This window comes from Mesorhizobium sp. P2_E6 (genome assembly GCF_056403835.1).
Genome location: NZ_JBFUEQ010000005.1, coordinates 122,738 through 139,040, shown reverse-complemented (window position 1 = coordinate 139,040; position 16,303 = coordinate 122,738). Strand labels below are relative to the sequence as shown.

Here is a 16,303-nt window from a genome sequence, read left to right as displayed (position 1 = left end):
CTCCTAGATCGTGCGACCTGAAGCACTTGCCCCCGAAGCACTTGCCCAAGGAATTCGCGTGATCGACCCTGCCGCCTTCGAACGCTACCGGCATTCGCCGAATGCCAGGACGACCTTGCCGCGCCTGTTCGTGGGAACGGCGATCGTCATCCTGTTCTGGGCCGCAACGACCGTGGCCGTGCTGTTCGGCGGCGCCTATCTGTTCTTCACCTGGCAGGCATCTGCGGCTCCGTCAGCCGATGGAGCGATGCAGGACTTCCTCGCCTCGCCGATCGGCATTCTCACCGCGCTCACCTCTTTTGCCGGCATCTGGATCGGCCTGTGGATCGCCATGCGCTGGGTTCATGGCGAGAAGCTGTCGGCGCTCTTCAGCGTCAGCCGTCGTGTTTCGCGTTCGGGCTTCCTCAAGGGGCTGATCGCGGTGCTGATCACCTCGTTTCTGTCCGAAATCCTGCTTTATCTGCTGCAGCCCGAGATTGCGCGCGGCCCGATCAGCCTGTCGTCCTGGCTGCTGTTCATGATCCCGATCGTCGCGCTCACCTTGCTGCAGACATCTTCGGAAGAGGTGCTGTTTCGCGGCTATCTGCTGCGCGGTCTCGCAAGCCGGTTCAAGAGCCCGTTCATCTGGGGGTTGCTGCCGGCCCTGCTGTTCACCTCGCTGCATTGGAGCAATAACTCGTCGGCCGCCATCAACGCCTGCGTGCTGGCTTCGGTCGCCGCTTTCGCGCTGCTTTTGACGCTTGTGGTCTATGCGACCGGCAATCTCGGGGCTGCGTTCGGCGCCCATCTCGGCAACAATCTGAGCGGATTCCTGCTGATCTCACACCAGCAGAGTTACAATTCCTTCGCCTTGTTCAGCGCCAAGCCGCTCGAAGGGCCGGGCTGGATGGTGTCGGATGCAATTCTCATTGCCCTGATCGGCATCGCCTGCAGCATGCTGACGGTTGCGTTGCTGCTGCATCCACGCTCGCCGCTGAGGGTAGCCGCCGAGCTCCCGAAGGCGAGCTGATAGACGCCGTTGCACCAAAGCCCGGAACGCGCGAGCCCTTGCAAAAAAGGAAGCTACTTCAATTGATTGATCCTCGGCCCGTCACCAGCGAAACTATCCTGAGGATTTTGCACCTTGTTCTCATCGAAATTCGCGCGACCGATAAGCTGGAAAAGGCCCGTATGCTTGCGGACGCGTTTCATAATGCGCCGGGCATGATTGCATCCGGCCACGACCCGAAAGATATCTGGGCAAGCGTCTTGTCCACTGCGCGAAGGCTGGAGATGGAGCCCTATGTCAATTCGCTGCTGAGCCATGTCCAATCGCGTCACATTTTGCACTGAGACCCCTACCGGCACGGCCCTTGTCTTGACTCTGCCACCGATTTCCTGTCTACACCCCACGAATTCCGCGACGAGTATCCCTCCGAGCAAGCCGACCAGGACGCCGAAGCCTCTTTGAGGTGAAGCGCTGTAAATCGATCCTGGAGGCCAACACCCGGCAGCGCTGAGCGCCCCCGGGTGCTTTTTGGTTTTGGCTTTTGCTTGGCGACCTGGCGCGAACGCATTACCTCTCGGGTCGAATGAACCGGGATCAAAGGACGCAAGATGTTTGAATCGCTTCAGGAGCGCCTTGGCTCCATCCTGAACGGCCTGACCGGCCGCGGCGCGCTGTCGGAGGCTGATGTCTCGGCCGCGCTGCGTGAAGTGCGCCGTGCGTTGCTCGAAGCCGACGTGGCGCTGGAAGTGGTGCGCTCCTTCACCGACAAGGTGCGCGAGAAGGCCGTCGGCGCCGCCGTGGTCAAGTCGATCAAGCCTGGCCAGATGGTCGTCAAGATCGTCCATGACGAGCTGGTCGAGATGCTCGGCGCCGAGGGCGTCGCCATCGACCTCAACGCGCCGGCCCCGGTCGTCATCATGATGGTCGGCCTGCAGGGCTCCGGCAAGACGACCACTTCGGCCAAGATCGCCAAGCGCCTTTCCGAGCGTCAGAACAAGAAGGTTCTGATGGCCTCGCTCGACACGCGCCGCCCGGCCGCGCAGGAGCAGCTGCGCCAGCTCGGCGAGCAGGTGAAGGTGGCGACGCTTCCGATCATCGATGGCCAGTCGCCGGTCGACATCGCGCGGCGTGCCGTCCAGGCGGCCAAGCTCGGCGGCCACGACATCGTCATTCTCGACACCGCCGGCCGCACCCATATTGACGAGCCGCTGATGGTCGAGATGGCCGACATCAAGAAGGTGTCGAGCCCGCACGAAATCCTGCTGGTCGCCGACTCGCTGACCGGCCAGGACGCCGTCAATCTGGCCAAGAGCTTCGACGAACGCGTCGGCATCACCGGCCTGGTGCTGACCCGCATGGACGGCGACGGCCGTGGCGGTGCTGCCCTTTCCATGCGCGCCGTCACCGGCAAGCCGATCAAGCTGATCGGCACCGGCGAAAAGATGGACGGGCTGGAGGAATTCCACCCCAAGCGCATCGCCGACCGCATTCTCGGCATGGGCGACATTGTTTCGCTTGTCGAAAAAGCAGCCGAGAACATCGACGCTGAGCAGGCGGCGGCGATGGCCAAGAAGATGCAGTCGGGCAAGTTCGACCTGAACGACCTCGCCGGCCAGCTTCAGCAGATGTCGAAGATGGGCGGCATGGGTGGCATCATGGGCATGATGCCCGGCATGGGCAAGATGAAGGACCAGATGGCCGCTGCCGGTCTCGACGACAAGATGTTCGGCCGCCAGCTCGCCATCATCTCGTCGATGACCAAGGCCGAGCGCGCCAACCCCGATATCCTCAAGCACTCGCGCAAGAAGCGCATCGCCGCCGGTTCCGGCACCGACGCCGCCGAGATCAACAAGCTCCTAAAAATGCATCGCGGCATGGCCGACATGATGAAGGCTATGGGCGGCAAGGGCAAAGGCGGCGGCCTGATGCGCGGCATGATGGGCGGCCTTGCCTCCAAGATGGGCCTCGGCGGCATGATGCCGGGCATGGGCGGCATGGGCGGCGGCATGCCCGACCTGTCGAAGATGGATCCCAAGCAGCTCGAAGCCTTGCAGAAGCAGGCACAGGCGGCCGGCCTCGGCGGCATGAAGGGCCTGCCCGGCGGTCTTCCCGGCGGCGGTGGCCTGCCTGGTCTGCCCGGCGGCATGAAGCTTCCGGGGCTTCCCGGCATGGGCGGTGGCGGCCTGCCCGGCCTTGGCAAGAAGAAGTGAGGACGCGATGAACGAAGAAAAGGACATGGCTGACGCACGCATCATCCTGGCCGACTATCGCGCCTCGATCGACAACATCGATGCCGCCCTCATCCACATGCTGGCCGAGCGCTTCCGCTGCACCAAGGCGGTAGGCGTGCTGAAGGCGACGCATGGCTTGCCGCCGGCCGACCCGGCGCGCGAGCAGCAGCAGATCGCCCGCCTTCGCCAGCTAGCTAAGGATGCGCATCTCGACCCGGATTTCGCGGAGAAATTCCTCAACTTCGTCGTCCGCGAAGTGATCCGCCACCACGAACAGATCGCCGCTTCCAACGGTGTGACGAAAGCCGGCTGAGAAACCAGTGCATATCGCCCAAAACTGCGCAGCGGCTTTGGGATAACGAAAACCACAAACCAACTAACGAAATCAGAGTTTTTAGGAGAAAAGAAATGCCCTTGAAGATCCGACTGGCCCGTGCGGGCTCGAAGAAGCGTCCTTACTACCACGTTGTCGTTGCCGACGCCCGTTCCCCACGCGATGGCCGTTTCATCGAGTCGCTCGGCTCGTGGAACCCGCTGCTGCCCAAGGACGGCGAGCGCGTCAAGGTCGACGCCGACCGCGTCAAGCATTGGCTGTCGCATGGCGCCCAGCCGACCGACCGCGTGCTGCGCTTCCTCGACGAGGCCGGCCTTGCCAAGCGCGACGCCCGCTCCAACCCGAAGAAGGCCGAGCCGGGCAAGAAGGCGCAGGAACGGGCTGCTCTGCTGAAGAAGGCGCAGGAAGACGCTGCCGCCGCTGTCGCGGCCGCTGCAGCTGCGCCGGCCGAGGCGGAAGCCGCCACCGCCGAATAAGTATTGCCGTATCGCATTCACGAAAACGGCGGGCCTGTGCCCGCCGTTTTTGTTTGAACGCCGCCCGCCCAAGTCTATTTTTCGCCGAGGCGCTTCAGATTGGCGAGGCCGGCCTCGAAATCCTTGCCTATCAAAGTGTCGAAGTTCATGAACAGGCCCATCAGCTTTGCGATGAAGGGCCGACTGCCGCGCATCGCCCAGGTGACGGCGGTGTTGTCGCCCGAAGGCTTCAGAGTGAAGTCGACACTGTTGTTGGCCCTGAACGGCTTCTCGAAGTCGAGCTTGAGCGACACCAGCGAGGACGGCACCGAATTCGTGATCTCCATACGTCCCTTGCCGGCCTTGGCATTGCCTTCCCAGGCATAGGCCGCGCCCTTGCCGCTTGTCGGGCCGGAGAGCGTGCGCTTCATCTGAGGGTCGAGCTTTTCGTAAGGCGACCATGTCGGCCAGCGGCTGAAATCATTGATCAGCGGAAAGATCGCTTCCGGCGGGGCCTTGATGCTGGCCGTGCGGGTGGTGACGAAATCGTTTGGCCGTGTTGCCGCATAGATAAGCACGGCGGCGATGATGACGACCAGGATGATGAGGATGGTGCCGAACATTTCTCTCTCCTTCGTATCTATCGGCTGAACGGGATCAGTGCGCGCACCCGGGGGTCGCGCAGGTACAGGCCGCCCCACAGGATGACGCCGAGATAGACGCCGAACAGCGTGTGCGAGAACAGCGGGTTGTCGACACGCACATTGGTGGCGATGGCGCCGCCCATATAGGCGGTGAGCAGGATGGCGCCGAGCACCGAGGTGCGCGGCAGGGCGTAGAGCGCGGTCGAGATCAAACCGACGATGCCGAGCATGCGCGCGACATTGACGTCGGCCGGCCAGCCGAGCGGCACCATCGTCTGCGTGACGATGTCGAGCGGCGGCAGTTTGATGACGCCGTCGAAGACCATGAACAGCACGATGACGCCGCTGAGTGCGCGGCCGGTCCACAGGGCGCCCGCCGAGACGGGCGCGGTTTCGGAAATGCTCATAGTGTTTCCTCCAAGTTTCGAGCCCTATACACTGGGGTCAAGCCAAGGACGCGGTATGCGTCGGCGATCCGACACGGGTAGGATTCTTTTTGGCGCCGGTGGCAGCAAAGCCGTTCTGCTGCGATCCTTCGCCAGCGTTCGCGCTTCCACATCGCGGCGGCCGACAGAACCCTGTGTCGAGCACCTAAGAAAAATAGAACTTCTCGGCCGGCAGCATCTTCGGCGGCGTTTCGCCCAGCGCTTCGAATACCGAGATTTCGCAGACGCGGCAGAGACCGTCGAGGGCGAGGTCGTTGGCCTCGGTGCCGAACGGATCCTCGAGTTCTTCGGAAAGCGCGTCGAGGCCGAAGAAGGTGTAGGCGATCAGCGCCGTGAACAGCGGCGTTGCCCAGCCGGTGGTCGCGATCAGCCCGATGGGCAGAAGCATACAGACGATGTAGGCCGTGCGATGCACCAAAAGCGTATAGGCGAAGGGCAAGGGCGTGCCGGCGATGCGCTCGCAGCCCGCCTGGATGGCGGTGATCGATGCCAGCCTTTCATCGAGGATGCGGAACCCGATCGGATCGAGCTGAACAGCCCGACGCTGCGCGTTGGCGCGCCGGCCCATGCGCCTGACCATCTCGTCCGCCGGGTTGGCGAAGTTCGCGGCCGTGTCGGCCTCGGTAGCAATGAAGGCGCGGGCGTCCTTCATGCTGTCGATCTTGCGCAACTGGCCGCGCAGGAAATGACAGAAGGCGAGCGCCTCCATCAGCAGCGCGCGCTGTTCGGCCGGATCGGCGATGAGACTGGTGGTGGCGCGCGCCAGATTGCGGATTTCGAAGACCAGCGTGCCCCACAATTTGCGCGCCTCCCACCAGCGGTCGTAGGCGGCGTTGTTGCGAAACGACAGATAGATCGACAACGTCACGCCAACCAACCCGAAAGGCGTGATGTTGAAGACGCTGAAATCGAGATGGAACTGGCGCGCCACGGCGAGGATGACCGCGGAATAAAGCGCGAAACCCAGGATCTGCGGCAGGATGCGTGGCACCACCGAGCCGCGCATGACGAAGAACAACTGCAGGAAGGTGGGGCGCGGGCGAACGATCATCGAAAGACCTTTTCACGGACCGGCATCGGCCCTGAGCTTCGCTATTGTGCGAGGCAACAGGCGGGCAAGCTCAGCCGTCAGCGACATCGCCATGTCGTGCGTGCAGTGTGCGGACTATCGGTATGCTTCGGCGGCAGATATTGAAGAGCCTGCGCCCTGCATCAGTCGAGAGGAAAAAATGGCCGGCGAGACCGATCTGAAGACACTGCTGGCATCGATGACGCCGGAACTGCTGGCCGGCACCTATGTCTTCGCCACGCTGGCGCCCGGCATTGCCCAGCCGGAAGGCCTCGCACCGATGATGATCTTTCGCGAGCGCGAGGGCGTGACGCTGATCGTGACCGAGGATGCGGCCAGCACTACGGGGCTGACCGCTTCATTCCGCTGCCGGATGGTGACGCTGAACATCCATTCGTCGCTGGAAGCCGTCGGCTTCCTCGCCGCCATCACCACGCGGCTGGCCGCCGCCGGCATTGGCGTCAACCCGGTCTCGGCTTTCTACCACGACCATCTGTTCGTCCCCGCCGACCGGGCGGAGGAGGCCCTGGGGCTGCTGCGCCAGCTGGCCAAGGACAGCGCCGGCTGAATCAACGCCTGCGGACAAAGAGGATGTCAGGCAGGCATTCCTCGTTGTTGGTGCCGTCGCCAAAACCCTCGGCAATGAAGCCATGGCGCTCATAGAAGCGCCGGGCGCCGGTATTGGCTTGGAAGCAATGCAGCCTGACGACCGGCAAAGCAGCAGTCGTGTCGATCAGCAACCGGCTGCCGATGCCTTGTCCCGTCCAAGCCGGATCGAGATAGAGCTGCTCCACCCATTCGCCGCTGACGGCAATGAAGCCGACAATGGCTTTGCCGGCCTCGGCGACCGTCAACTGCTGCCGTGGCAGCACGATATCGCGGATGAAGCCAAGGTCCTCGTCCGGCGTATGGATGACCGGCATCCAGTCGAACGACCCAAGCGCCGCCCGCATAATCTTCGCGATGGCTGCGTCCGAACCGATGGCCGGACGCAGGATGATATCTAAGGGCTGAGTGTTAGTCATGAAGGGAACGCCAACGTCTCACTCCGCTGGAACACCCCTCATCCGTCTCGGCGCTACGCGCCGATCCACCTTCTCCCACAAGGGGAGAAGGAAGAAACGCCCCGGCCCAAGGCCGAGGCCTTGACCGCGGGCCGCCGGCTTTCCGGCGCCCTCGCGGAGGGCCCGCCGCAGCTGCGGCGATACGGCCCGTAGGCGAAAACTATGCCGCCTTCTTCTTCGGCTGGATCAGGCCGCGCTCGACCAGCAGCTCGGCGATCTGCACCGCGTTGAGCGCCGCGCCCTTGCGCAGATTGTCCGCGACGATCCACATCGACAGGCCGTTGTCGATGGTCGAATCCTCGCGGATGCGCGAGATGAAGGTGGCGTCCTCGCCGGCCGATTCCAGCGGCGTGATGTAGCCGCCGTCCTCGCGCTTGTCCAAGACCTGGCAGCCAGGCGCCTCGCGCAGGATATCGCGCGCCTCGTCGGCCGTGATCGGCTTTTCGAACTCGATGTTGACCGCTTCCGAGTGGCCGATGAACACCGGCACGCGCACGCAGGTCGCCGTCAGCTTGATCTTGGGGTCGAGCATCTTCTTGGTCTCGGCCACCATCTTCCATTCTTCCTTGGTGAAGCCGTCGTCGAGGAAGACGTCGATATGCGGGATGACGTTGAAGGCGATGCGCTTGGTGAACTTCTTGACGTCGACCTGGTCGGCGACGAACACGGCGCGGGTCTGCGTGAACAGCTCGTCCATGCCTTCCTTGCCGGCGCCCGACACCGACTGGTAGGTGGCGACGACGACGCGCTTGATGGTGGCGACATCGTGCAGCGGCTTCAGCGCCACCACCAGCTGCGCCGTCGAGCAGTTCGGGTTGGCGATGATGTTCTTGCGCGTGAACAGCGAGATCGCGTCCGGGTTCACTTCCGGCACGATCAGCGGCACATCCTGGTCATAGCGGAAGGCCGACGAATTATCGATGACGACGCAGCCCTGCTTGCCGATCTTCGGCGACCATTCCTTGGAGACGTTGCCGCCGGCCGACATGATGCAGATGTCGGTGTCGGAAAAATCATACTGGTCGAGCGCCCTGACCTTCAGCGTGCGGTCGCCGAACGACACTTCCGTGCCCTGGCTGCGCCGCGAGGCCAGCGCCACAACTTCGCTTACTGGAAAGCCGCGCTCTTCCAGTATGTTGAGCATTTCCCGGCCCACATTGCCCGTGGCGCCGACGATCGCAACCTTGAAACTCATAAAGATCTCCTGTCCCTCTCCGCTCGGTTTTTGGAGAAAACCCGCCGGCCGAAGCGGGTTCCGTCCCCCGGGCCGGACCCGGGAGAGGGTGGTTAGGCCAAGGGAATCACACCGTTTTGGTGGTGGTTTTGCCGGTTTTGGCCAAGAACGTGGTTTTGCTGGAACGAGAAGACGCGACAACGCGCCCGGCCCAATGATTTGCATTGTGGCCAAGGAAATCGAATGCAAGAGGAGCCATCAAAAGGCCGCGCATCGAAACCGTCCTGTTCGGTGCCGGCTTTTACGCGGTTTGCGTCAAGAGTCAATTGCCCTGCCGTCCGGCCACGTGCCCTGTACAATGGTGGCGGCAAGAAGTACGAACAGCCAAGATTGTTTGGCTGGCGCTGCGTCAGCCCCGGCACGTGCTCGATGACGAGCGCAGACCCCGAATTCCGAAAGAGTGAGATGTCCAACTTCGAAGCTATTGTCCCAGCGCTTGCCAGGGCGCTGGAAAAGCGCGGCTATTCCGAACTGACGCCGGTGCAAAAGGCGGTCCTGGCGCCCGAACTGGGGCAGGCCGATGCGCTGGTGTCGGCGCAGACCGGCTCCGGCAAGACGGTGGCCTTCGGCCTCGCCCTGGCGCCGACCCTGCTGGGCGACGCGGAGCGCTTTGCCCAGGCCGCGGCGCCGCTGGCGCTGGCGGTGGCGCCGACACGCGAGCTGGCGCTGCAGGTGACGCGCGAGCTGGAATGGCTCTACGAGCTGACCGGCGCCACGGTGGCGTCCTGCGTCGGCGGTATGGACATGCGCACCGAGCGGCGCGCGCTGGAGCGCGGCGCCCACATCGTCGTCGGCACGCCCGGCCGCCTGCGCGACCACATCACGCGGCACTCGCTCGACATGTCGGCGCTCAAGGCCGTGGTGCTGGACGAAGCCGACGAAATGCTCGATCTCGGCTTTCGCGAGGACCTCGAATTCATCCTCGACGCCGCACCAGCCGAGCGCCGGACGCTGATGTTCTCGGCCACCGTGCCGCGCTCCATCGCCACGCTCGCCCAGGGCTATCAGCGCGATGCCGTGCGCATCTCGGCCGCCGGCGAGGAAAAGCAGCATCTCGACATCGAATACCGGGCGCTGAGCGTTGCCCAGGCCGACCGCGAGAACGCCATCATCAACGTGCTGCGCTTTTATGAGGCCAAGAACGCGCTGGTGTTCTGCAACACGCGTGCCGCCGTCAACCATCTCACCGCGCGCTTCAACAACCGCAACTTTTCCGTCGTCGCGCTGTCGGGCGAACTCAGCCAGAACGAGCGCAGCCATGCGCTGCAGGCAATGCGCGACGGCCGCGCCAAGGTCTGCATCGCCACCGACGTCGCGGCGCGCGGCATCGACCTGCCCAATCTCGAGCTGGTGATCCACGCCGACCTGCCGACCAACCCGGAGACGCTGCTGCACCGCAGCGGCCGGACCGGACGCGCCGGCCGCAAGGGCGTCAGCGCGCTGATCGTCCCCAACAGCGCCCGCAAGCGCACCGAACGGCTGTTGCAGAACGCCGGCCTCAAGGCGACATGGGCCAGCCCGCCCTCGGCTGACGACGTGCTGCGCCGTGACGATGAGCGCATCCTTGCCGACCCCGCCTTCAGCGAGCCTGTGAAGGATGAGGAACGCGGCTTCATCGGTGAGCTTCTCGAAAAGCATGGCGCCGAACAGGTGGCGGCGGCCTTCGTGCGCCTGTGCCGTTCAAGCCGCTCGGCGCCGGAAGATCTCCTGGAAATCGCGCCGTTCACGCCGTCTCGTGAAAGACCGGCGGGCGAAAACTTCGCACGCCGCGATGAAGCGCCCAGCCGCCGCGACGATTTCGGCGCCAGCGTCTGGTTCTCGCTGTCGATCGGACGCCGGCAGAATGCCGAGCCGCGCTGGCTGATCCCGATGCTGTGCCGCGCCGGCAGCATCAGCAAGCGCGAGATCGGCGCCATCAAGATGCAGCCGGAAGAGACCTTCGTGCAGATCGCGGCCGACTGGGCCGACCGCTTCCTGGCGGCGATCGGTCCCGACCGCAAATTGCAGAACAACATCGCTGTGAAGCGGCTGGACGGCACGCCCGACCTGTCACGAGCCGGCTATCAGCAGCCGGGACCCGACAAGAAACCGCATCGCGGCAAGGCGCCTTTCGACCCGAACGCGCCGAAGCGCAAATTCGAGAAGCGTGCACCGGCACCAGCATCGGCTGATCAGCGCCCCGCCGCATTCGAGGCAAAGCCGTGGGCCAAAAAGCCGGGCAAGCCGAAGTTCGAAAACACCGGCGCGTCGAAGAACAAGAAGGCGAAGAAGCGGCCCTCGTAGGGCCTGGGGGCGGCTTCACCTGACCGCAAGACGCGGGCCGCATCCCAACGCGGCCTTGCCCATAGGCGCGGCCCTGTGTCACATCTTGGCCGGGACGTGGCGAGAGGGGGCAGGATATGCGCGGCGAAGTGCTTCATTATGACGAGGAGCAGGGCTTCGGCTTCATCACTGGAGCGGACGGCAACCGCTACACCTTCACCCGCGAGAACCTGCGCCGGCAAACCGCCATGTCCAAGGGCACGTCCGTCGAGTTCCAGCCGGGTGGTGGGCAGGCGCGCGACGTCTTTTCGATCGCAGCCCAGACCGCACCCCCTGCCGTCGACGCCAACATGAGCGCCGCGCAGCCTCAGGCCGGCAATAAAGCTGCGGCCGGTGCACCCCAGGCCCAGCATTTCGGTCGCTCCTCCGGGCCTGCCGAACCCACCGATTTGTGGGGCTATTTCTGGCGCGGCGTGACGCGGAACTACTTCAATTTCGCCGGCCGCGCCCGCCGTAAGGAATATTGGGGCTACTGCCTGTTCTGGACGGTTTGCCTGCTGGTCATCGGCGGCATCGGTCTGTTCACCGATACGGATATGGGCCATTTCGACAGCGACGTATCGGCGGCGGTGACCGTTGGCCTGTGCGGCACCTTCCTGCTTGCGACATTTCTGCCCAGCCTCGGCATGATCGTCCGCCGGCTGCACGACATCGGCCTGTCGGGCTGGCTCAGTCTGGTGATCCTCATCCCCACCATCGGCAGCCTGATCATCCTGGTCTTCGCGCTGATTCCGACACAAGCCCGGGAAAACCAGTGGGGACCGGTGCCGGCAGGGATCAGGGTTTAGCCGCCTTAAGTGCCTCGCCCGAAAGCCTGAGAAAGACCTTTTGGCCGTGGCGCTCGGCGCCGAGCCTGTCGTAGAACCGCAGCGCGCCCTCGTTCCAGTCCTCGGTGGTCAAGTCGATACGGCCGATGCCATGGCGCCGGCAATGGCCGGCGAGAAAGCCGATCAGCGCCCGGCCGACGCCGGCGTTGCGAGCCTTGTCGCGCACGAACAGGTCCTTGAGGAACAGCAACCGCTCGAGATCAATGCCGGGATGCGCGATCGCCACCGACGCCAGGCCGCTGACCTCGCCCTCGACGAAGGCTAGCGCGAAATGCGGATAGGCCGGACTTTCCTCGCCGAGCCATTTCCGCGCCGCTAACAAGGCCCGCTCATGGTCGAGCGGTGGCTGCCGGTAGTGCACGGCCATCTCGCACAGCATGGTGGCGAGCGCGGTCGCGTCCTCGATCGTCGCCCAGCGGACGTCGACCGTCACGCGATCAGCCGAGGAATTTGGCGATGATCGCGTCGCCCATCTCTACGGTGCCGACCTCGGTCATGCCCGCCGACAGAATGTCCTTGGTGCGCAAGCCCTGGTCGAGCACGGCGGCGATCGCGGCTTCGACACGGTCGGCTTCGTCGACCATGCCGAAGGAATAGCGCAGGCACATGGCAAAAGAGGCGATCATGGCGATCGGGTTGGCGATGCCCTTGCCGGCAATGTCCGGCGCCGAACCGTGCACCGGCTCGTACAGCGCCTTGCGCTTCTTGGTCTTCACGTCCGGTGCGCCGAGCGAGGCCGACGGCAGCATGCCGATCGAGCCGGTCAGCATGGCGGCGATGTCGGACAGCATGTCGCCGAACAGATTGTCGGTGACGATGACGTCGAATTGCTTGGGCCAGCGCACCAGTTGCATGCCGCCGGCATCGGCCAGCATGTGGTCGAGCTTGACGTCGGAGTAACGCGCCTTGTGGGTCTGGGTGACGACCTCGTTCCACAACACGCCCGACTTCATGACGTTGCGCTTTTCCATCGAGGTGACATGGTTCTTGCGCGTGCGCGCCAGCTCGAACGCGACGCCCGAAATGCGCTCGATCTCGAACGTATCGTAGACCTGCGTGTCGATGCCGCGCTTCTGGCCATTGCCGAGATCGATGATCTGCTTGGGTTCGCCGAAATAGACGCCGCCGGTCAGCTCGCGCACGATCAATATGTCGAGGCCTTCGACCACCTCCTGCTTGAGCGACGAGGATGCGGCGAGCGCCGGATAGCAGATGGCGGGGCGCAGATTGGCGAACAGCTCCATGTCCTTGCGCAGCCGCAGCAGGCCGGCTTCGGGGCGCACCTCGTAAGGCACCGCATCCCATTTCGGCCCGCCGACCGCGCCGAACAGCACTGCGTCGGCCGCCATTGCTTTTGCCATGTCGGCATCGGAAATCGCCGCGCCATGCGCATCGTAGGCGCAGCCGCCGACCAGACCGTCCTCGGTGGCAAAGCCGCTGCCGAGCTTGTCGTTCATGACGGCGATCAGCTTCTTGACCTCGGCCATCGCCTCCGGACCGATGCCGTCGCCGGCGAGCAGGAAAAGATGCTTCGTTGCCATGGAGAACCGTCCTGGAAAGAATTGAACCGCGGCCTTGCTAAACGCCAAGCGCCCGGTGCGCAAGCCTGCGCGTTACAACGGCGATCACCGATGCGAGAGAATGTTGACCAGCCGGCCGAACGGATCGCGCACATAAAAGCGCCGCACACCCCAGGGCTCGTCGGCCGGGCCGTATTCGATGGCAAGGCCGGCCGCCTTCATGGCGTCGAGCGCCGCATCGACATCGTCGACCTCGATCGAGAGATCCGGCACCGGGGAACCGGAGCCGCCTTCGGCGGCGAAGCTGATCTGAACGTTCATTTTGTCTTGCGAGCCCAAGGTCCTGATCCAGCCATGGTCCATGACCACGTCGAGGCCGAGCACGTCCTGGTAGAAGCGCTTCGCCGCCGCGATGTCGGATGTCTCGATGTTGGCAACGATACGCAGGACTTTCATCGCCTGCCCGCCCTTCATGCCGTGCGCCGCAGCGCCGTCACTTCGATCTCGATCTTCATTTCCGGCTTGTTGAGTTGGCAAACGATCATCGTCGCCGCCGGCCTGACGTCGCCGAATATCTCACCCAGGATCGGGAAGACGATGTCCACGAAGGCGGCATCGGTGATGTAGTAATGCGCCCGCACCACGTCGGCCATCTCGAAGCCGCCGTCCTGCAAGGCCCTGCCGATGGTCGCCAGGCAGTTGCGCGTCTGCGCCTCGACCCTGTCCGGCATCGTCATTGTCGCATAGTCATAGCCGGTCGTTCCGGACACGAAACACCAGTCGCCCTGCACCACCGCGCGCGAATAGCCGGCGGTCTTTTCGAACGGCGAGCCGGTGGAAATCAGTTTTCGCATGGGGTGCCTCGCAGCATTGTGGCGATCATTTTGCCGGGAACAGGTCGGGCCTGCCATAGGCCAGACGGGATTGGCTGTTGTCGCGACGATGGAGGATATGTTGAGATTCAGGTCAGGCCGCGCCGAAAATGGTGGGCTCCGAGAACCGGAGCGGAGCGTACTTTTGGGTACGTGAGCACCGGAAGCGCAGGTATCAGCCGTTTGCAGGCCGGCATCACCTGAATATCAATATATCCTAATTCGCCGACCCCAGCGCCTTGTCGAGCGCCTCCTTCACATCGGCCGGCCATGTCGTTACCGCCGGCCAGGCGTTTGGCTGGCCATTGTCGCCGCGGCGGGCGAAATAGAGCTTGTGCTGGGCCGGGTCGACCGCCATGAAGCCGTCATTGCCGCCGCAGTCATGCGGCACGCAGCCGCTGGCGTAGAAGGCGCCTGATGCGGTCTTTTCCGTGCCGCCGCCGACCAGCAGGCTGGTCGCCATGTCGGGCATGTCCTTGCCGAGCAGCTTTTGCGCTTCCTTGTAGACAGCCTCGTTGTGGAAGACGTCGATGATGTTCTGGTACTTCTCCGGATTGATGTCCTTCCAGTCGGTGCCCGGTTCCGGCATGTAGGTCAGGTTGCCTGAAGTCGTCAGCCCCTCGGTCGGCGACCATTGCAAAGCCGGCTTCTCATCGCCCGGCAACAGATAGGGCACGAAATAGATGGCGTTGTCGGACACCGCCGACGGCGGCGCGCCGCACTCGTCCTGCTCGACCGTCGTGCTCTGGATGGTGCCGCCTTCCGGCTTCCAGACGATCACCGTGGCCGGGCCGCATTGATTGCCGCCATCGCCGACATCGAACAGCGCCACCTTGACACCGCCGACCTCGACGATTTTGTCGAAGAAGACGTCATAATTGCTCGCCAGCTGTTGGCCGTCATAGGCAAGCACTTTCTCGCCGTCCTGTTCCGGCTGGGTGATGGTCAGCTGGCCGCCTTCGAATGGCACAGGCGCCTGCTTGTCGTCGTCGGAAGCATCGGCGGCGCCTGTACCTTGGTCGGTGGCCGGTTTCTCGGCGGAGGGCGCCAGCTGCGCTGCGGGCGTCTGCGTCTGGGCCTGGGCATGAGCGCCGGTCAGCAGAAGAAGCGCCAGCCCGCAAGCGCCGGCAAGAAGCGAACGAGTCATGACATCCTCCATTTCGTCGGATCATAGCCAATCGCTCCGGAAACAAAACACCAGTTGCTTTGAGTCACACCAGGTGGATGGCCAACCGTGTTCTCGAACGAGTCAGGTGTGTTGAGATTCAGGTCAGGCCGAGCCGGAGTCGAAGACGGGCGCGAAGCGACCAAACAAGGTGGCTTCCCATAAGCGTACGTTTGGGTACGTGAGCACCGGAAGCGCAGGTATCAGCCATTTGCAGGCCGGCATCACCTGAATATCAATATACCTAATGCAGCGTGCCAAACGCCTCGTCCAGCGCCGCCTTGACCTCGGCCGGCCAGCTCTGCACCGGAGGCCATGCATCCATCACGGGCTTGCCACTGCTGCGGGCGAAATAGAGCTTTTGGTTGGCCGCGTCGACCGCCATGAAACCGTGATTGCCGCCGCAATTGTGCGGCGCGCAGCCGTCGAAATAGACGATGCCAGACGCAGTTCTTTTCGTACCGCCGGCGGCCAGAAAACTGGCGGCCAGAACGGTCATGTCGTTGCCAAGCAGGGCCGCGGCGTCCCTGTAGACCGCCTCGTTGTGGAAGGCGTCGATCATGTCCTCGTATTTCGACACGTCGACATCTTTCCAGCCCGTGCCGGGATCCGGCATGTAGGTGAGATTGCCCGCAATCGTCAGCCCGTCGGTGGGCGACCATTGCATCGCCCGCTTGGAGGCGCCCGGCAGCAGATAAGGGACGAAATAGATGACATTGTCGGTCACCGACGCCGGCGCGCCGCACTCATCCTGCTCGACCGTGATGCCCTGGATCGTTCCGCCTTTCGGCTTCCACACAATCATCACCGGGGGACCGCAGAGATGGTCGATATTGCCGTCGCCGACATCGACCAGCGCCACTTCAGCGCCGGCGATGTTGACGATCCTGTCGAAGAAGACGTCATAATTGCTCGCCAGCTTCTGGCCGTCGTAAGCGAGCACCTTTTCGCCGTCCGGCTCCTGCTGGGTGATGGTAAATTGACCGCCCTCGAACGGGATCGGCGCCTGCTGGTCGATGACAGGCGCCTGGGCGAACAGGCTCGTTGCCGGAAGCAGGATCGACATCATCAGCCCGCAGGCGCCGGCAACAAGCGAACGTGTCATGACAAGTCCTCGTCTTATCCGAAGACT

General features: G+C 63.7%; 20 protein-coding genes. 8 read left to right on the top strand and 12 right to left on the bottom strand.

Annotated elements, in window-relative coordinates:
- The first annotated feature begins 58 nt into the window (after window positions 1-58).
- The 5 genes from AC1D08_RS14070 to rpsP all read left to right on the top strand — a co-directional run bounded on the left by AC1D08_RS14070 (window position 59) and on the right by rpsP (window position 4,029).
- Entirely contained in the window at window positions 59-1,009 is a 951-nt protein-coding gene (locus AC1D08_RS14070; RefSeq protein ID WP_457152345.1) for a CPBP family intramembrane glutamic endopeptidase, read from the top strand.
- A 62-nt stretch (window positions 1,010-1,071) separates the two neighbouring features.
- Window positions 1,072-1,332 (top strand): hypothetical protein, encoded by a 261-nt coding sequence (locus tag AC1D08_RS14065; protein WP_095083977.1) that lies wholly within the window; start codon window positions 1,072-1,074, stop codon window positions 1,330-1,332.
- Between the two features lie 264 nt (window positions 1,333-1,596).
- Window positions 1,597-3,198: a signal recognition particle protein gene (gene ffh, locus AC1D08_RS14060; protein WP_457152344.1), complete on the top strand. Its 1,602-nt coding sequence runs from the start codon at window positions 1,597-1,599 to the stop codon at window positions 3,196-3,198.
- Between the two features lie 7 nt (window positions 3,199-3,205).
- Complete coding sequence (locus AC1D08_RS14055; RefSeq protein ID WP_477224730.1) at window positions 3,206-3,532, top strand: chorismate mutase; 327 nt, start codon at window positions 3,206-3,208, stop codon at window positions 3,530-3,532.
- A 95-nt stretch (window positions 3,533-3,627) separates the two neighbouring features.
- Window positions 3,628-4,029 (top strand): 30S ribosomal protein S16, encoded by a 402-nt coding sequence (gene rpsP / locus AC1D08_RS14050; protein ID WP_107651942.1) that lies wholly within the window; start codon window positions 3,628-3,630, stop codon window positions 4,027-4,029.
- Window positions 4,030-4,103: 74 nt separating this feature from the next.
- Here the strand turns inward: rpsP and AC1D08_RS14045 are convergent, their stop codons facing one another.
- The 3 genes from AC1D08_RS14045 to AC1D08_RS14035 all read right to left on the bottom strand — a co-directional run bounded on the left by AC1D08_RS14045 (window position 4,104) and on the right by AC1D08_RS14035 (window position 6,149).
- Window positions 4,104-4,631: an SRPBCC family protein gene (locus AC1D08_RS14045; RefSeq protein ID WP_457152341.1), complete on the bottom strand. Its 528-nt coding sequence runs from the start codon at window positions 4,629-4,631 to the stop codon at window positions 4,104-4,106.
- A 17-nt stretch (window positions 4,632-4,648) separates the two neighbouring features.
- Window positions 4,649-5,059, bottom strand: coding sequence for a DoxX family protein (locus AC1D08_RS14040; protein ID WP_457152340.1), 411 nt, complete (start codon window positions 5,057-5,059; stop codon window positions 4,649-4,651).
- A gap of 184 nt (window positions 5,060-5,243) precedes the next feature.
- A complete protein-coding gene (locus AC1D08_RS14035) occupies window positions 5,244-6,149 on the bottom strand; it encodes a bestrophin family protein (RefSeq protein ID WP_457152339.1) in 906 nt (301 codons plus the stop codon).
- A 178-nt stretch (window positions 6,150-6,327) separates the two neighbouring features.
- Between AC1D08_RS14035 and AC1D08_RS14030 the strand changes: the two genes are divergently transcribed.
- Window positions 6,328-6,735, top strand: coding sequence for an ACT domain-containing protein (locus AC1D08_RS14030; protein WP_457152338.1), 408 nt, complete (start codon window positions 6,328-6,330; stop codon window positions 6,733-6,735).
- Between the two features lies 1 nt (window position 6,736).
- Here the strand turns inward: AC1D08_RS14030 and AC1D08_RS14025 are convergent, their stop codons facing one another.
- From AC1D08_RS14025 to AC1D08_RS14015, 3 genes are all read right to left on the bottom strand, one after another.
- Window positions 6,737-7,192 (bottom strand): GNAT family N-acetyltransferase, encoded by a 456-nt coding sequence (locus AC1D08_RS14025; RefSeq protein WP_457152337.1) that lies wholly within the window; start codon window positions 7,190-7,192, stop codon window positions 6,737-6,739.
- Between the two features lie 199 nt (window positions 7,193-7,391).
- Window positions 7,392-8,426 carry an aspartate-semialdehyde dehydrogenase gene (locus tag AC1D08_RS14020; RefSeq protein ID WP_477224732.1) on the bottom strand — a complete coding sequence of 345 codons (1,035 nt, stop codon included), beginning with the start codon at window positions 8,424-8,426 and terminating at the stop codon, window positions 7,392-7,394.
- A 106-nt stretch (window positions 8,427-8,532) separates the two neighbouring features.
- Window positions 8,533-8,679: a hypothetical protein gene (locus AC1D08_RS14015; RefSeq protein WP_457152373.1), complete on the bottom strand. Its 147-nt coding sequence runs from the start codon at window positions 8,677-8,679 to the stop codon at window positions 8,533-8,535.
- A 191-nt stretch (window positions 8,680-8,870) separates the two neighbouring features.
- Here AC1D08_RS14015 and AC1D08_RS14010 point away from each other — a divergent pair, with 191 nt between their 5' ends.
- Both AC1D08_RS14010 and AC1D08_RS14005 read left to right on the top strand, forming a co-directional pair.
- Entirely contained in the window at window positions 8,871-10,748 is a 1,878-nt protein-coding gene (locus AC1D08_RS14010) for a DEAD/DEAH box helicase (protein ID WP_457152372.1), read from the top strand.
- A 116-nt stretch (window positions 10,749-10,864) separates the two neighbouring features.
- Window positions 10,865-11,575 carry a DUF805 domain-containing protein gene (locus AC1D08_RS14005; protein ID WP_457152371.1) on the top strand — a complete coding sequence of 237 codons (711 nt, stop codon included), beginning with the start codon at window positions 10,865-10,867 and terminating at the stop codon, window positions 11,573-11,575.
- On the opposite strand, the gene AC1D08_RS14000 is transcribed toward AC1D08_RS14005, so the two are convergent.
- The 6 genes from AC1D08_RS14000 to AC1D08_RS13975 form a co-directional block, all read right to left on the bottom strand.
- Window positions 11,565-12,047: a GNAT family N-acetyltransferase gene (locus tag AC1D08_RS14000; RefSeq protein ID WP_457152370.1), complete on the bottom strand. Its 483-nt coding sequence runs from the start codon at window positions 12,045-12,047 to the stop codon at window positions 11,565-11,567. The two genes, AC1D08_RS14005 and AC1D08_RS14000, sit on opposite strands and share 11 nt — an antisense overlap.
- A 4-nt stretch (window positions 12,048-12,051) precedes the next feature.
- Window positions 12,052-13,155 (bottom strand): 3-isopropylmalate dehydrogenase, encoded by a 1,104-nt coding sequence (gene leuB / locus AC1D08_RS13995; protein ID WP_477224734.1) that lies wholly within the window; start codon window positions 13,153-13,155, stop codon window positions 12,052-12,054.
- 84 nt (window positions 13,156-13,239) lie between these two features.
- Window positions 13,240-13,590, bottom strand: a complete 351-nt coding sequence (locus AC1D08_RS13990) for a VOC family protein (RefSeq protein ID WP_457152374.1) — start codon at window positions 13,588-13,590, stop codon at window positions 13,240-13,242.
- A 14-nt stretch (window positions 13,591-13,604) separates the two neighbouring features.
- Window positions 13,605-13,988: a RidA family protein gene (locus AC1D08_RS13985; RefSeq protein ID WP_457152368.1), complete on the bottom strand. Its 384-nt coding sequence runs from the start codon at window positions 13,986-13,988 to the stop codon at window positions 13,605-13,607.
- Between the two features lie 235 nt (window positions 13,989-14,223).
- Window positions 14,224-15,153 carry a hypothetical protein gene (locus tag AC1D08_RS13980; protein ID WP_457152367.1) on the bottom strand — a complete coding sequence of 310 codons (930 nt, stop codon included), beginning with the start codon at window positions 15,151-15,153 and terminating at the stop codon, window positions 14,224-14,226.
- Between the two features lie 262 nt (window positions 15,154-15,415).
- Window positions 15,416-16,276: a hypothetical protein gene (locus tag AC1D08_RS13975; RefSeq protein WP_477224736.1), complete on the bottom strand. Its 861-nt coding sequence runs from the start codon at window positions 16,274-16,276 to the stop codon at window positions 15,416-15,418.
- Window positions 16,277-16,303: the final 27 nt, after the last annotated feature.

What these genes read in the sequence shown, in the direction of transcription:
- ffh (WP_457152344.1), top strand. Translation starts at nt 1,597, where the DNA reads ATGTTTGAATCGCTTCAGGAGCGCCTTGGCTCCATCCTGAACGGCCTG.
- AC1D08_RS14055 (WP_477224730.1), top strand. Translation starts at nt 3,206, where the DNA reads ATGAACGAAGAAAAGGACATGGCTGACGCACGCATCATCCTGGCCGAC.
- rpsP (WP_107651942.1), top strand. Translation starts at nt 3,628, where the DNA reads ATGCCCTTGAAGATCCGACTGGCCCGTGCGGGCTCGAAGAAGCGTCCT.
- AC1D08_RS14045 (WP_457152341.1), bottom strand. Translation starts at nt 4,631, where the DNA reads ATGTTCGGCACCATCCTCATCATCCTGGTCGTCATCATCGCCGCCGTG.
- AC1D08_RS14040 (WP_457152340.1), bottom strand. Translation starts at nt 5,059, where the DNA reads ATGAGCATTTCCGAAACCGCGCCCGTCTCGGCGGGCGCCCTGTGGACC.
- AC1D08_RS14035 (WP_457152339.1), bottom strand. Translation starts at nt 6,149, where the DNA reads ATGATCGTTCGCCCGCGCCCCACCTTCCTGCAGTTGTTCTTCGTCATG.
- AC1D08_RS14030 (WP_457152338.1), top strand. Translation starts at nt 6,328, where the DNA reads ATGGCCGGCGAGACCGATCTGAAGACACTGCTGGCATCGATGACGCCG.
- AC1D08_RS14025 (WP_457152337.1), bottom strand. Translation starts at nt 7,192, where the DNA reads ATGACTAACACTCAGCCCTTAGATATCATCCTGCGTCCGGCCATCGGT.
- AC1D08_RS14020 (WP_477224732.1), bottom strand. Translation starts at nt 8,426, where the DNA reads ATGAGTTTCAAGGTTGCGATCGTCGGCGCCACGGGCAATGTGGGCCGG.
- AC1D08_RS14015 (WP_457152373.1), bottom strand. Translation starts at nt 8,679, where the DNA reads ATGCGCGGCCTTTTGATGGCTCCTCTTGCATTCGATTTCCTTGGCCAC.
- AC1D08_RS14010 (WP_457152372.1), top strand. Translation starts at nt 8,871, where the DNA reads ATGTCCAACTTCGAAGCTATTGTCCCAGCGCTTGCCAGGGCGCTGGAA.
- AC1D08_RS14005 (WP_457152371.1), top strand. Translation starts at nt 10,865, where the DNA reads ATGCGCGGCGAAGTGCTTCATTATGACGAGGAGCAGGGCTTCGGCTTC.
- leuB (WP_477224734.1), bottom strand. Translation starts at nt 13,155, where the DNA reads ATGGCAACGAAGCATCTTTTCCTGCTCGCCGGCGACGGCATCGGTCCG.
- AC1D08_RS13990 (WP_457152374.1), bottom strand. Translation starts at nt 13,590, where the DNA reads ATGAAAGTCCTGCGTATCGTTGCCAACATCGAGACATCCGACATCGCG.
- AC1D08_RS13985 (WP_457152368.1), bottom strand. Translation starts at nt 13,988, where the DNA reads ATGCGAAAACTGATTTCCACCGGCTCGCCGTTCGAAAAGACCGCCGGC.
- AC1D08_RS13980 (WP_457152367.1), bottom strand. Translation starts at nt 15,153, where the DNA reads ATGACTCGTTCGCTTCTTGCCGGCGCTTGCGGGCTGGCGCTTCTTCTG.
- AC1D08_RS13975 (WP_477224736.1), bottom strand. Translation starts at nt 16,276, where the DNA reads ATGACACGTTCGCTTGTTGCCGGCGCCTGCGGGCTGATGATGTCGATC.